Genomic DNA, 14,464 nt, shown 5'->3' with positions numbered 1-14,464 from the left:
GCTAAAGGCTAAAGGCTAAAGGCTAAAGGCTAAAGGCTAAAGGCTAAAGGCTAAAGGCTAAAGGCTAAAGGCTAAAGGCTAAAGGCTAAAGGCTAAAAATTGGAAAACTTCTTAAACCTCAATGCAAGTTTTTTTGCCCTTCGCCTTTCGCCTTAAATTTCAATACAAATCCACCGGGTCGACATCCAGCGACCAGCGTACCTTTTTCGCCTGCTTGAGTTTTTCAATTTTCGGCATCAACACATCCAGCAACGCATGCAGCTCAGGCCGTCTGCCGCTCTGAAACAACAATTGGTAACGGTACAGTCCCGCGCGCCGGGCCATCGGCGCGGCAACCGGCCCCAAAAGCTGGGTGCGGCCTTTGCTGTACTCTTGCGCCAATTCAACAACCGCCTGCAGAAACAACTTCGGCATCTCGGCATCTTGAGCTTGCACTCTCAATAAGGCCTGATAACTGAACGGCGGCAATGACGCCTCTTTACGCTCCGCCAACGCGGTTCTGGCAAAACTGTTGTAACCCTGATGAATCAGCGTTGTTAATAAAGGATGCTCCGGCTGCCGGGTTTGCATGATGACCCTGCCGGGCTTTTCCGCCCGCCCGGCGCGGCCTGAAACCTGTACGATCATTTGCGCCAGTTTTTCGGGAGCATGAAAATCAATGCTGAACAAGCCGCTATCCACATCCAATATCGCCACCAGCGTCACATTGGGAAAGTGATGGCCTTTCGCCAGCATTTGCGTGCCCAGAATAATATCCACCTCGCCCCGATTGATTTGCTGCAAATAATTTTCCAAGGAGCCTTTGCGCTGGGTGGAATCCCGATCCAGACGCACAATCGATTTGTCGGGGAATAATTCCGCCAGCACTTTTTCCACGCGTTCCGTACCCAACCCCAGTGGCGTCAATTCCCCGGTTTTACAGGCCGGACATTGCCTGATCAGGCGCTGTTCCTGTCCGCAATGATGGCAGCGCAATATCCCCTCATCGTAATGGATGACCAGATTGGCGTCGCAACGCCGGCAACGCGCGACCCAGCCGCAGCCATGACAGATCAGAGTCGGCGCAAAGCCGCGCCGGTTCAGGAACAATAGCACCTGCTCGTTTTTCGCCAGGGTAAGGCGCATCTGTGCAACCAGCGCTTCGGACAGCCCCTCCTGCATCCTCTTGTTCCTGATGTCCAGCAACTGCAACACCGGCGCCGTTGCAATTCCGGCCCTTTCCGGCAGATGCAGCAAGTGGTAACGTTTATTATCGACGTTATGCAGACTTTCCAACGCAGGCGTCGCGGAACCCAGCAATACCGGAATATTTAGCAGCTTGCCGCGCACCACGGCGACATCGCGGGCGGAAAAACGAAAACCTTCCTGCTGCTTGAACGAGGCGTCATGCTCTTCATCGAGAATGATCAGACCGGGATTTTTTAACGGCGTAAACAGCGTGGACCGGGTGCCCAATAAAATCGAACATTCTCCCCGCTGCATGGTAAGCCACGCACTGGCCCGCTGCCGGTCGGTCAACTTGGAATGAGAAATGGCCATGCGTACCGTAAACCGTTGCCTGAACCGGTCTTCAAGCTGGGGCGTCAGGGTGATTTCCGGCAACAGCACCAACACCTGCTGCCCGCGTTCCAGTACGGTGCGGATAATCTGCATATACACTTCGGTTTTGCCGCTGCCGGTCACGCCCTCCAGTAGAAAAACGCCGAACTGCCCCAAACCCTCGCATACCGTATCTATCGCCGCCTGCTGCTGTGGATTGCAATGCAGGGCGTCGTTCCTGACGACCGGTTGTTCGGCTGCATGTGTCCCGGACTCCGATACAGAAAGTTGTAGTAATTGTCGATCTATTAACAGCTTTACCGAAGAACGCCAGTTTTCATTCCATGCCGACAACTCCGCTTCGGATAAGCTGTTTTGATGCGTCTGAAATTTTTCCAGTACGCTTTTTTGCTTCGGTGAGCGCTTGAGCTGTCCGCTATCTGTAGCCTTACCCAGTTCTGTCAACGCATAGCGTTTTTCTGCCTGAATAACGGACGGCTTGCCCTGACGCAACGCCACAGGAAACGCCGCGCTAAAAACCTCGCCCAGCGGGTGATGGTAATAACGGCCGGCCCAATGCAGCAGCGCCAAGTCCTTTGCCGACAATAAGGGCTTCTCGTCCAGTATCCGTTCGACGCGTTTTAATTTACCGATGTCTATATCGCTATGCTGAACGCACTCGACCAGAAAGGCGATTTTTTTAGCTTTGCCGAAAGGTACTTCCAGACGAATACCCGGCTTGACTTTAATTAACTCAACGCGTTCCGGGGCGAGATAATCGAATAATCGATAAACAGGCAGCGCAATGGCAACTCTGAAAATCGGTTCATTTCTGTTTTGCGACTTAGCCATAGTGTTTGAGGTATTTTTGATATTCCAAGGCTAAGTCACTATACGGTTTAGACTATTTGAGTTACCCACAGAATCTGTGGATAACTCTGTGGAAAAACAGTTTTTAACAGCGCTTACTAGCGGTTTTTATTACAGTTTTGTTAATCTGCACACTTTTTATCCATCAAACATTCTACTTTTATTTCAAATACTTATTGCAGAGACTCAACAGAAACAAGGTATTTTTTCCAGTTACATTTTAATTTATCTTAACGCTAATCTAATTTGTGGATTACTTCACAAATTAGATATGCAACGCGTAAAACTACCTTGCCGATTACCGGGGCTTGATAAATTTAATCGTCATCCGGTCGCTTTCGCCGATAGCCAAATATTTCTTTCTGTCTTTATCCTTAAGCTTTAAAGCGGGCGGTAAAGTCCAGACGCCTTCGGGATAATCCTTGGTATCTTTGCTGTTGGCATTGATTTCGGATTTATCCAAAAACTCAAAACCGGCGTTTCTTGCCAACACAATCACATAATCCTCGCTGACATAGCCGGATTCGGCTTTGGGATCCTGCTGCTTTAAGGTTGAATTTCTATGCTCGACAACGCCTAAAATCCCGCCGGGCTTTAATGCCTTGTACATCGCATTAAATACTGCGGCGGCCTGATCGTTTTTCATCCAATTATGCACGTTGCGGAATGTTAAAACCCGGTCCGCTGAACCGTCCGGCGCTATTTGTAAGAATTTTGGCGGCTGTAATACGGTTAACTCGACTTTTCCGTACACTTTCGACTGGCTTTTTAGCTTGTTAACAAAGTCATGCAGGTTTTTTTTAAAATAAGCTTGGTCGGCGTCGTCTGAAAAATGCGCCGCATACAGTTTGCCGTGATCTTTCAGGTAAGGGGCGATAATTTCCGTATACCAGCCTTCGCCGGGCCAGATTTCGACGACCGTCATATTGTCCTTAACGTCAAAAAATTCCAATGTTTGCTGTGGATGCCGGTATTTATCCCGGCTCTTATGCTCTGCAGAACGCTGCTTCCCGGCGATTGCCTGATGCAAGGAAGTTGATTTTTCGGCGGCTTGCGCAGATGCGAAACTGACTGCCAGCAAAAGCGCTAATAAAAATTTTTTCATGCTGTTAATCCAATGAGTCATTTTTTGTGGGGACAATTCGCCCCGCCAGGTAGCGGGACGAGCGAGATTGCGCGAGCTTAAGGATCAAACCAGCAGATTTGATTGCGTCCTCTGTCTTTAGCCTCATACAAAGCTGCATCGGCACGATGCAGCACCGCTTCACCGCTAATGTCATCAGCCAAAACGGAGGCGGCGCCGATGCTGACGGTAATCTGTACCGGGCCTACCCGATGATCAATAATGGTCGCGGCAACCTGTTCACGCAAACGTTCCGCCATTGACAAGGCGTCGTTTTTGTCAGCCCCGGACAACAAAATTGCAAACTCCTCACCGCCCAGCCGAGCCGGTATATCAATCGCACGCGAGGCATTACGGGCAATTTCGGCAAAAGCCTTCAACACCGCGTCACCGGTAGCGTGGCCAAAATCATCATTGACCCGTTTAAAAAAATCCAAGTCCAACATTAACAACACTGCTGAATAATGGGATAAACGCGCCACTTTCGCCCGTTCTTGCTCGAGTTGTTCCAAAAATACGCGGCGATTAAATAATCCGGTCAAGGAATCGGTACTGGCAAGTTTTTGCAATTGGGCTTCCATTGCCTTACGTTCGGTAATATCTTCCTTAATACCGATAAAGTGGGTAATTTCGCCGGCGCCGTTTTTTACCGGCGCAATGCTAAGTTCCTCGTGATACAAGTTCCCATTTTTGCGCTTGTTGATCAATTCCCCACGCCAATGTTTCCCATCCAGAAGATCCGCCCACATGTCCCGGTAAAATATTTCATTCTGTAACCCGGATTTGGTCAATTGATTCGGCTTATTTCCAAGCGCTTCTTCCGGGCTGTAGCCGGTTAAGCGGCCAAAAGCGGGATTAGCCCAGATAATAGTCGCATCTTTATCGGTAATAACAATGCCATTTGCCGCCGCCTCCAATGCGGCTATCAGTAAATTGTTACGCGCTTCCATCTCGGTGCGCAACAATGCGTAACGTATCGTCCGCGCCAAGCCGTCATAACCAAAATCCCCCTTGACCATATAATCCACAGCCCCGGCCTCCAGCGCAGTCAGCGCAAAATCGGTATCGCCGCGTCCGCTGAGCACCACTATCGGAATGTCCACCGCCATGGTTCGCGCCTTGTGAACGGTTGCCAGGCCTTCCGAATCGGGTAACGACAAATCCAGCAGCATGACATCAAAAGATGAGGCCGTCAGATATTTTTGCGCTTCATTGAGCGATTGAGCCCAAGCCAGCTCAAAATATCCACTCTGAGTTTGCCTCAACTTTATTTTTACCAAATTCGCGTCGCCGGCTTCGTCTTCGACCAGCAGCACGCGAATCGCTTCGTTACACGTCATGGCTTGCAATCTTGCGGCAAACGTACAAGGCTGAACCAATAATCGCCAATCAGCTGAATGGCCTTGATGAATTGCGGCATATCGACCGGCTTAGTGATATAACTGGTTGCGCCGAGCTGATATGAATAGATGACGTCTTTCTCGACATCGGAAGTGGTCAACACCACGACAGGAATCCCCTTAAAACGCTCATCGGCCTTGATCGCGGCTAAGAATTCGCAGCCGTTCATGCGCGGCATGTTAAGGTCGAGCAAAATCAAATCCGGGCGCGGTACATCGGCATATTTTTCCGTCTTGTTTAAAAAATCCAGGCCTTCGCGCCCATCCTCGACATGATGCAGGTGAGCCAGTATCTTGCCTTCTTTTAACGCCATTTTTACCAGATACGCATCCGAGGGTTCATCCTCCAGCAGTAAAATTTCAACAAAGTGAGGATTACGGGACTCTCTCATCGTTTCATCTCTATTCCGTAGTGCTTATTCAGCAGATGCTGATTTATAATGGGCAACTAAACTTTTCATCCTGTTTACCGGTTGAATCCTCGCTGGCTGCGCCCGACTATCAGGAATTAGGTTTGCTGTTAACAGCCTGATTTTTTTATTCAGGTAAATCAAATAAAGCGGTACACCCACCGCCCGGCGTTTCCTCCAATGCAATAGAACCGCCGCAACTTTCAACAATGCGCCGGACAATCGCCAAACCGATACCGGTGGAATTTTGGTTGTCATGCACCTGCAAACGTTCAAATACGCCAAAAACGCGCCCCCGATATTCTACCGGGATGCCAATGCCATTATCCTCGACGCGAAAAATCACCCGTCCCGCCCTCACTTCGTTATAAATCCTGACATGCGGCGTGCGATCAGGACGGCGGTAGTGCAAGGCATTGCCCAACAAAATATCGAAAATATCTTTCAGGCGGGGGCGGTCTATATAGACATGACAGCTATTATTATAATCTACCTCGGCACCCGCTTCACGTATTAGCGACGCCTTCCGCTCCAGCACGCCGGCGACAACTTCCGCAACGGCAACTGTCGCCATCGCACCGCGCGGCTGGTCAGCGGCCAGATACAGTTGAATATCACGTACCAGAGCGCTTTGCCGCGCCGCGCTTTGCTCAATAAAATGCAGAGACGCCGTAGCGTCTTCGCTTAACCGTTCTTTTTCCAAGTCTGCTCTCAAGCGTTGCGCAAAACTCACCAGCCGTCTTGCCGGCTCTTGCAAATGGTGTGCGGCAATGTTCGTAAACTGTTGCAATTCAGCATGCGCGCATGCCAGCTTGTCTTCAACTTGCTTACGCTCGGTGATGTCCACGCATGAACCGATATAACCCAAAAAGCTTCGATCATAGTCAAAACGGGGAACGCCGGTATCGATCAGCCAACGGTATTCACCGTCATGACGGCGCAGACGGTATTCCATCGAAAAGCTTTCCCGCCGATCAAATGCGCTTATATAAGTATTAAGACAGTGTTGATAATCATCAGGATGAATGCAGTCCGCCCAACCGTTGCCCTGCTCTTGATCCAGAGCACGCCCGGTAAATTCCAGCCAAACCTTATTGAAGTAGAAACACAGTTTATCCGTACCCGCCATCCAGATCAGCACCGGCGCCGAATCCGCCAACAGCCGGAAGCGCTGCTCGCTCTCACGCAGCTGAGAAGTCAGCCCGTAGGCTATCTTAGCGGCATTGGCGTGCATATTAAGGTAGGAACGCAACAGCAAAAACAGCAGGAAGCTGCTGACGACGCCAGCTCCGCCGATGACCCATAGTTTGCTGTAATCAATCCCGTCCTGCGCGCCCTCAATCTTCTCGAACTGCAATGTCCACGCTGTGCCGTTAAAATCGGTCGTCATTTCTATGGCCGGCAAAAAGTGACTATGCCCCTCATAAGACGGGTCCGAGTTGTTATACAGCAACTTTTCCGCTTGCGCAGTGCGCCCGTCATAAACGCGAAAATGTACATGAGTCAGTGTTTTGTCTTGAAATTTAGGCACCAGCTTATCAAGCAAATCGCCCATGCGGAAAGGGCTGTAAACCCAACCCAATAACGCGGCGCGCCGCTGTTCAACCGTATCGATAGGCCGGTTTTTTTGATAAACGGGTACATACATCAAAGTACCGGCCTGTTGTTCCTCGGCCGTTTCCTGTACCAAAGTAACCTTGCCCGACAAGCTGGGCTTATTTTCGTCACGCGCCAGTTCCATGGCGGCACGGCGCACCGGTTCGGAATACATGTCATAACCGAAAGCGCTTAAATTCCGTCCGCTAAACGGTTCCAGAAAAATGATTGAAGTATAGGCGTCTCGTTTACCTTCAGGGCTTACCGTGTAATCGGAAAAACCTTCAGCACGCAGTTGCGCCTGGTGCGCGATCAATTGCCCGGCCGGTATCCATAATGAAAAGCCCAAACCTTGAATGCCGTCAAAATGTTCGTCACTGCGCAGACGCCGGACATAGTCGCGCCATTCCCTGCGCGTCACGGTCTGCGATGCATCAAACATCGCCGCCCCACTCAACAATGTCTGCTTATGCGCATCCAGCCGTCCCGCTATTTTTAACCGGACTTCGTCGCAAAAAAAAGCAAACTGGCGGTATTCGTCCCGCTCTATGTCAAGCTTTACCCAATATCCGGCCAAGCCTGTACCGAGCAGCCCCATCAGTAACGCTAGCCAGGGTAGCGTGAATCGCAGATAACGCTTGGCAAATAGTTTCATTGTTGTTTTAGGATCGTGCATAAATTAATTTAGGCAATTACCATGAAGAGCATGAAGGACATGAAGACTTAAACCTTTCATGCCGCTTCATGTCCTTCATGGTTAAAAAATGAAAAATAAAACTTGCTCAAGTTATTTCATGCACGTTCCTAAGCTTGTTTCCAAGCTCCAGGATTCGCATGATAGAAAGCAGTATAGGGACACGGTTGAACTGTGCTTCTATGCTGGATTTACGCTACTGACAAGAGGCAATTCAAACCAGAATACAGCGCCTTGACCGTCCCCCGCCGATTCTACGCCAATGGCGCCGCCGTGATGCTCAACAATTTTACGGCACAACGCCAAACCGACGCCGGTACCTTCAAAGCGGCTGCGCGCCTGCAACCGCGAAAACACTTTAAATAGCCGGTTCATTTGCCCCGGCTCGATGCCGATACCCTGATCGCGCACTTCGACCCGCAGTGATCCGGCGCGGCTCTCTCCATGAATATGAACTTTCGGCGGTTGATTTTCTTCGTGATACTTTAGCGCATTGGCAATCAAGTTCTGTAAAAGACGCGTTAATTCATCGCGGCTGGCAACCAATTCGGGCCAGTCGCCGGTCACCTTGATTTCGCCGCCGCAAGCGCTGAGCTCGGGATTAAGAAAAGCCAGCGCCTCATCCAAAGAGGCCTTACTGCTAAGCTTGATTTTGGCTTTAAAAACACGGCCTACCCTGGAATAATCGAGCAGCGATAAAATCATTGCATCCATACGTTTGGCACCGTTTACCGCAAAATCAAGAAACTGTTGCGTTTCTTCATTCAGCTGTCCCGACAGTGCATTTTCAATCAAGGATAAATAGCTGGTGACCATCCGTAACGGCTGGCGCATATCGTGGGATACCGCATAGGCGAACTGTTCCAATTCGGCATTGGACCGGGTCAATTCGGCTTCGATTTGCTTAAACTCAGTAATGTCGCGTGCTGCCGCAAACACGCCAAGCACCTTGCCCTTGCCGTCGTGATACACGCTGGCATTATAAAGCACGTCGGTAATTTGACCGGACACATGGCGGATAGCCAGCGGATAATCAAACACAAAATCCTCGGAAAATACCCGTTGATAGCCCTCGCGAGCTTTCTTTGGGTCGGTGAAATAATCCGCAAAGTCGCTGCCGATCAACTGGTCTCTCTCCACGCCGGTTACTTGCTCCGTGGCGGTGTTGACATCGGTAATTTTCCCCTCGGTGCTGATCGTCACCAAAGGGTCCAAACTCGCCTCAATCAGGCTGCGGGCATATTGAGCGGCGGCTTGAATCGCGTCTTCCGCCTTTTTGCGCTCGGTGATGTTTTCATGACTGACGACCGCTCCTCGACGCGAACCTTGCAATGGCGCTACATTCATGTAAAACCAGCGCTGCTGATCGGGCGAATGACACGGATATTCCAAATGAAATGTTTCCAGCTCCCCGGCCAATACCGCCGCAATGCCGCGTTGAGCATCGATTGCCAAATCGCCATCGGGTTGATTAACGGTGTTTTTACAGGCATCAAGATAATTAAGCCCCAGCATATTCTGACCGCCGTTTTCGTCGGCAAATTGCCGCCATGCGTTGTTGACGGCAATAATGACACCCTGCGTATCCAGCACGACAATGCTTGAGGTGAGCGAGTTAAGTATGCTGGTATTAATAGCGTCGCTGTCGCGCAGTTTTTCCTCCATCTGCTTATGCCCGGTGATGTCGGTAATGAAGCCGTACCAGAGCGTAGAGCCGTCCTCTTCCCGCTGTGGCAGCGCATTGCCGAGTAACCAACGCACCGTACCATCGTCAAACTTTACCCGATATTCATGGCGCCACGGGGTCAAATTCCGCGCCGATTTCTGAATTGCGGATGCAATGCCATCGTAGTCGTCAGGATGAAGAACGGCAAATACTTTCGACGCATCCTCGCTGACTTCATCAGGACTGATCCGGTATATTTCCCTAATGGCTTCACTGGCAAAAGGAAAACAGGAACTGCCATCCGGGCGCAAACGATATTGGTAAATAACCCCCGGCAGCCGACTGGCGATTTTCTGTAGGCGATCCAACGCTTCTTTCCTAGCCTCTTCCATCTGCTTGCGTTCGCTGATGTCAGTATGCGTGCCGATCATGCGCAAGGGTTTGCCATCTTCGTTACGGCTGACCACCATGCCGCGATCCAGTATCCATTTCCAATAGCCATCCTTACAGCGAATCCGATGCTCACTGGTGTAAATTGGAGCTCGCCCCTCAAGACACGCCTGCACCAGTGCGATAGTTTCCGTCTTGTCGTCAGGATGAATGCGTTTCTCCCATTCATCCAGGCCGGTCCCAATCTCGTCTTCGGCAAACCCAAGCATTTCCTTCCAGTGTTTGGAGAAAAACACCGTACCATTCTCCACGCTCCAATCCCAAAGACCGTCGCCCGAACCCTCAATGGCGAACTTCCAGCGATATTCGCTTTCAATTAACGCATTCTCCATCTGCTTGCGCTCGGTGATGTCGGTAGAAACACCACACAAACCATAAATACCGCCGTCTTCCCGGCGTAGTGGTTGCTTGGAGGAAAAATAGACGCGAGTGCTCGCATTCTCCCTGTCGCTATTAATTTCCTCGGTCGCTACGCATTCGCCCAACTCAATAACGCGGCGATCATTTTCACGCAATTTTTCCGCCGTAGCCTGATCAAAAAAAGCCTCATCCAGTTTACCGACAATGTCTTCCTGAGCTTTGCCAAACAGTTGCCGCACTGACTGGTTGGCATACTGGTATCGGTAGTTGCAGTCCTTGATATAAATAAAGGCGTCAACATTATCGAGAATAGCGGTGAGCTTATTTTCGCTTTCGCGCAATGCCTCTTCGATCATTTTGCGTTCAGTAATGTCGCGCACATAAGCGGTATAAAAATAGCCGTCCTTTTGCCCCAGCACATCGACAGTCAGCTCTATGGGGAACTCCGAAGCATCGGCACGTAAACCGGTAATCTCAAAACGTATGCCGATAATGTTTGATGAGCCCGTAGCCATAAATCGTGATAAGCCCTGACGATGCGGTTCCCGATAGGCCGGGGGAACGATTAGCTCCGCCAATTCTTGTCCTAACGCTTGCTCGCGGGAATAGCCAAAAATATGTTCCGCCTGAACATTCCAGTCTATGACTATACCGTTATGGTCGATACTGATGATGCCGCCTAAAGATAAATCCAGCAGCCGCTGTGTGCGCGCAATATTTTTCTGTAAGGCGGCATTCGCAGCCTGTAGCGCTTCCTCTGCCGCTTTTTTCTGTTGTGTTTCTTCCAGCAGTTGCGCCATACCGGGCGCAGACAAAAATCGAGGAACCAGCCATAGTAATGACAAGGCGGCAGCAACCGAAAAAATTGCTGTCAAAATTTTAAACTGTCCACTCAACCAATATAGCGGTATCCATAGCGTAATAACGGATAGCAAATGCGTGGTGCCGGAAGCGATAAAAAAACCGGAAAGCATCGCAAACGGCCATGAATAAGACACCTCCTTATGCTGCCGGATAAAATAAAACAGAATCGGGGGGATGAAATAAAAAAAGAGAGCGGCCAGTAGATCTGAAATGACATGAGCCCAAAGCAATGCGATACTCCACAGCGGGCCATGATTATGTGGAATCAAGTCCTTACCCAAAAAATCAATCAGTACGTGCATTTATCCAGTATAAAATAAATTATGAGCATTCAGGACGTTTTAAATCCCATGAGTTGTCCAGGTAATGCTTCTTAGAATCAAGCTTTACCGAACTGTCTCTTTATAATTCCAGATTTGCAGCAAACTTAAAATTGCCAGCATTAAAAAAGCAATCATTGTCCATGCAGGCATGCTCAATCCCAGCATTGTCCAATCCACCTTGGCGCAATCGCCGGTACCGCTGAGCATTAATTTAACCGTTTCAAACAGCGGGAAATTTTGCAGCACATACTCCAGGCCGGGGCCGCATTCGGGTACCTTGTCAGCGGGCAAATGCTGTATCCAGACATGCCGCGTTGAAATCGCCGCACCGCACAAAGCCGTTACAGCACCTGAAACAGCATAAGCCGTCACGCCGGCCTGCCCCGGATTATGAATGGCGGCGCTAAAAAAAACCAAACCAGTCAACAGAATAGCGATGCGCTGGGAAATACACAATGGACAGGGATCCAGTCCGTCGATAAATTGGAAATATGCGCCCATAGCCAGCAAAAAAACACACCCCAGGAAGCCCAGAAAAAACCAGGTTCTGGCGTTAAATCTTAACAACTTCAACATGTAAAACGCCTTTATAAAAAATTTTATTGTAACTATTACGCTAACGATAGGGCACGGATAATGCGTGACAAAAACGAAAGCCTGTTTATCCGGGTATTCTTCAGAGTCAAACCGCATCAGACTGAATCTTCAGTGCTTAGTCTTTCGCCTTTAATCTATTTACACGCCTTGTACATCCCATCCAGCACCAATGAATTCGGACTAACCATGCCAATAATCCTGTTATTTTCAATAACAGGCGCCCTAACCAGATTATATTTGGCAAATAAGCGCGAACAATAGCGGATGTCCATATCAGGAGACACTGAAATCACTGGTTTGCTCATGATTTCATAGACGTTAACCCGGTCCGGCGCCCGATCTTTCGCAAGCACATGACGTGCTATATCGCCGGAATTAATCATGCCGTATTCGTCATCGTCATGACGTTTATTGACGATAAGCACCGATGTTTTAAGCGACTTCATCTTATTTAAAGCATCCTCTACGGTAGCAATGCCGTCGATAGTACCGAAGTCGGTTTTCATCACATCTCTGACGCGGATTACAATGCGTGGTGCAATCATATCTTGTCCTCAAGTTCTTGGGTTAATTGTTCAACCTGGTGCATGACGCCAACGGCGTCTTCGACGTCAATCTGGATGGCGATACCGGTACCGGGTTTGTTGTCGAATTGCGCGACCTTAGCGATGGCTTCCAAAATGTGTCGACTGAGATGCTCTTCGACCAGCATCATCAGCACATCACGCTGGGTTTCCAGGGTCAATCCGAAAAAAGTTTTCGATTGTTTCATGCCTTCGCCGCGCGCATTACTGACCACGGTTGCGCCTTTAGCGCCGTTTTCGCGCGCGGTATCAAGCACTAGGTCGGTTTTGTCGTCTTCGACAAATGCAATAATTAATTTGAAATGCATGGCGTTCCTCAAGGTTTAGATGAAAGACTGCCTTTGCTGAGCCATTGCGCGATTTGCGCATAACCCAAGACAGCGATGATAGGAAGTAAGCAGGCAAAGGCGATCAAGCCGAAGCCATCCAGTAACGGGTTGCGACCGGGAACGGTAGAGGCCAATCCTAAACCCAATGCAGTTACCAGCGGCACAGTGACCGTTGACGTCGTGACTCCGCCAATGTCATAAGCCAAGCCAATGATCTGTTTGGGGGCAAACAAGGTTTGGATAATGACAATGATATAGCCTGCGATAATAAAATAATAAAGCTCAGCACCTATAATAATCCTATATGTGCCCAAGGCTAGGCCAAAGGATACGCCAATGGCAACCGCTATGCGCAGCCCCCAAGCACGGATAGTGCCGCCGGAAATCTGCTCAGCTTTCATCGCCACCGCCAGCAAGGACGGTTCGGCCAGCGTGGTCGCAAAACCAATGCTGGCGGCAAAGATATAAACCCAATAATACGCTTGCCAGGCCACATGCTGCTCAGTGGGGGCTATGCCCAGAAACGCCGGCGTAGTCAGCTGGGCTGCCATCAGTTTTCCCAACGGAAACAGTGCCCTTTCCAAACCTTCCAGAAAAAACGCAATGCCGAGCAAAACATAGATAAAGCCGATCAGCATTTTCCTCGGGTGCGCCACCGGTTTACGGATAACCAGCAACTGAAAGCCGATGATAATAGCGGCAATAGGCAAAATATCCTGGCAGGTTGCTAGTAAAACCAGCGCGAATTGACTGATCCAGTCCATCATCTCAGTACCCCGTAAGCCATCACAAAAACGATTGGCGTTAATGACGCAAAGGCAATCAATCCGAATCCGTCAGTCATCGGGTTGCGGCCTTTAATGGCGGTAGCCAAACCGACACCTAGGGCTGTCACCAATGGAACGGTAATGGTCGAGGTGGTGACGCCGCCGGAATCATAAGCGATACCGATGATTTCGGGAGGCGCAAACGGCGTCATAGCGATCACCCCGCAATACCCACCGATAATCAAGTAATACAGAGGCCAACCCCGGATAATCCTCAACACACCGACCAAAATGGCAAACCCTACCGACAACGCGACAGTTATTCGTAAGCCCAACGCATAACTGTCCTTAGCATCATCGTTCTGTCCGATAATGTCCGCCTTAGCCGCAATGCTCGCCGCTTCTTGAGCAATCGCGATCAGCGCAGGTTCCGCCACTGTCGTGCCGAAGCCCAAGCAGAAGGCGAAAGTCAGCAGCCAGAACAAGCTGCCTTTGCGGGCAAATGCATAAGCCATCGCTTCGCCAATTGGGAACAAGCTTTGTTCGAGCCCTTGAACAAACAGAGTAAGCCCCACAATAACAAACAGCGTGCCGCCAATTAAATTACCGACATCGGGAATAGGTTGCCGAACAATAAAAACCTGGAATACCAAAACAACTGCAAGAATAGGCGCCAAGTCCAAAAAACTGCCGAACAGCTGCTTAATAAAAGGGTTTTTAAACATTCACGTCCTTTATCTGAGTTCATTAATCACATCATTATAAATCAAGCTACACAACAAACATTTAATAAGAAACTTAGATTCAACTCATAAGTGCAATCGGCACTAATCGGAAAAGAAAAAGGTTAGCTGATATAGTTTCACGCTTTTTTCAATCCGACCAAAGACGA

At 49.6% G+C, this 14,464-nt stretch carries 11 protein-coding genes; all 11 read right to left on the bottom strand.

The features are described 5' to 3' along the window. Positions 1 to 159: 159 nt before the first annotated feature. Positions 160 to 2,391, bottom strand: a complete 2,232-nt coding sequence (locus B0F88_RS18970) for a primosomal protein N' (protein WP_104425509.1) — start codon at positions 2,389 to 2,391, stop codon at positions 160 to 162. A gap of 316 nt (positions 2,392 to 2,707) precedes the next feature. Beyond that, a complete protein-coding gene (locus tag B0F88_RS18965; protein WP_104425511.1) occupies positions 2,708 to 3,514 on the bottom strand; it encodes a class I SAM-dependent methyltransferase in 807 nt (268 codons plus the stop codon). A gap of 77 nt (positions 3,515 to 3,591) precedes the next feature. After that, positions 3,592 to 4,872, bottom strand: a complete 1,281-nt coding sequence (locus tag B0F88_RS18960) for a GGDEF domain-containing response regulator (RefSeq protein ID WP_104425508.1) — start codon at positions 4,870 to 4,872, stop codon at positions 3,592 to 3,594. Beyond that, positions 4,869 to 5,324 (bottom strand): response regulator, encoded by a 456-nt coding sequence (locus B0F88_RS18955; protein WP_104425507.1) that lies wholly within the window; start codon positions 5,322 to 5,324, stop codon positions 4,869 to 4,871. The genes B0F88_RS18960 and B0F88_RS18955 overlap by 4 nt, the downstream gene beginning before the upstream one ends. Positions 5,325 to 5,469: 145 nt before the next feature. Beyond that, positions 5,470 to 7,593: a CHASE domain-containing sensor histidine kinase gene (locus B0F88_RS18950; protein WP_181049963.1), complete on the bottom strand. Its 2,124-nt coding sequence runs from the start codon at positions 7,591 to 7,593 to the stop codon at positions 5,470 to 5,472. 219 nt (positions 7,594 to 7,812) lie between these two features. Next, entirely contained in the window at positions 7,813 to 11,274 is a 3,462-nt protein-coding gene (locus B0F88_RS18945; RefSeq protein WP_104425505.1) for a PAS domain S-box protein, read from the bottom strand. 84 nt (positions 11,275 to 11,358) lie between these two features. After that, positions 11,359 to 11,871 carry a disulfide bond formation protein B gene (locus tag B0F88_RS18940; RefSeq protein ID WP_374953590.1) on the bottom strand — a complete coding sequence of 171 codons (513 nt, stop codon included), beginning with the start codon at positions 11,869 to 11,871 and terminating at the stop codon, positions 11,359 to 11,361. A 155-nt stretch (positions 11,872 to 12,026) separates the two neighbouring features. Then, a complete protein-coding gene (locus tag B0F88_RS18935; protein WP_104425504.1) occupies positions 12,027 to 12,437 on the bottom strand; it encodes a CBS domain-containing protein in 411 nt (136 codons plus the stop codon). Continuing rightward, positions 12,434 to 12,784, bottom strand: coding sequence for a P-II family nitrogen regulator (locus B0F88_RS18930; RefSeq protein WP_104425503.1), 351 nt, complete (start codon positions 12,782 to 12,784; stop codon positions 12,434 to 12,436). The genes B0F88_RS18935 and B0F88_RS18930 overlap by 4 nt, the downstream gene beginning before the upstream one ends. Positions 12,785 to 12,792: 8 nt before the next feature. Further along, complete coding sequence (locus B0F88_RS18925) at positions 12,793 to 13,572, bottom strand: DUF1538 domain-containing protein (protein WP_104425502.1); 780 nt, start codon at positions 13,570 to 13,572, stop codon at positions 12,793 to 12,795. Next, positions 13,569 to 14,297 (bottom strand): DUF1538 domain-containing protein, encoded by a 729-nt coding sequence (locus B0F88_RS18920; RefSeq protein WP_104425501.1) that lies wholly within the window; start codon positions 14,295 to 14,297, stop codon positions 13,569 to 13,571. The genes B0F88_RS18925 and B0F88_RS18920 overlap by 4 nt, the downstream gene beginning before the upstream one ends. Between the last annotated feature and the right edge of the window lie 167 nt (positions 14,298 to 14,464).

It is taken from the genome of Methylobacter tundripaludum, assembly GCF_002934365.1.
Taxonomy (GTDB): Bacteria; Pseudomonadota; Gammaproteobacteria; order Methylococcales; family Methylomonadaceae; genus Methylobacter_A; species Methylobacter_A tundripaludum_A.
The sequence above is the reverse complement of the archived record's forward strand: the minus strand, read 5'-3'. Positions and strand labels throughout refer to the sequence as shown.

Excerpts from the sequence above, each read along its gene's own strand:
- B0F88_RS18960 (WP_104425508.1), bottom strand. The coding sequence starts at position 4,872 with ATGACGTGTAACGAAGCGATTCGCGTGCTGCTGGTCGAAGACGAAGCC.
- B0F88_RS18970 (WP_104425509.1), bottom strand. The coding sequence starts at position 2,391 with ATGGCTAAGTCGCAAAACAGAAATGAACCGATTTTCAGAGTTGCCATT.
- B0F88_RS18950 (WP_181049963.1), bottom strand. The coding sequence starts at position 7,593 with ATGAAACTATTTGCCAAGCGTTATCTGCGATTCACGCTACCCTGGCTA.
- B0F88_RS18935 (WP_104425504.1), bottom strand. The coding sequence starts at position 12,437 with ATGATTGCACCACGCATTGTAATCCGCGTCAGAGATGTGATGAAAACC.
- B0F88_RS18940 (WP_374953590.1), bottom strand. The coding sequence starts at position 11,871 with ATGTTGAAGTTGTTAAGATTTAACGCCAGAACCTGGTTTTTTCTGGGC.
- B0F88_RS18920 (WP_104425501.1), bottom strand. The coding sequence starts at position 14,297 with ATGTTTAAAAACCCTTTTATTAAGCAGCTGTTCGGCAGTTTTTTGGAC.
- B0F88_RS18965 (WP_104425511.1), bottom strand. The coding sequence starts at position 3,514 with ATGAAAAAATTTTTATTAGCGCTTTTGCTGGCAGTCAGTTTCGCATCT.
- B0F88_RS18930 (WP_104425503.1), bottom strand. The coding sequence starts at position 12,784 with ATGCATTTCAAATTAATTATTGCATTTGTCGAAGACGACAAAACCGAC.
- B0F88_RS18955 (WP_104425507.1), bottom strand. The coding sequence starts at position 5,324 with ATGAGAGAGTCCCGTAATCCTCACTTTGTTGAAATTTTACTGCTGGAG.
- B0F88_RS18925 (WP_104425502.1), bottom strand. The coding sequence starts at position 13,572 with ATGATGGACTGGATCAGTCAATTCGCGCTGGTTTTACTAGCAACCTGC.
- B0F88_RS18945 (WP_104425505.1), bottom strand. The coding sequence starts at position 11,274 with ATGCACGTACTGATTGATTTTTTGGGTAAGGACTTGATTCCACATAAT.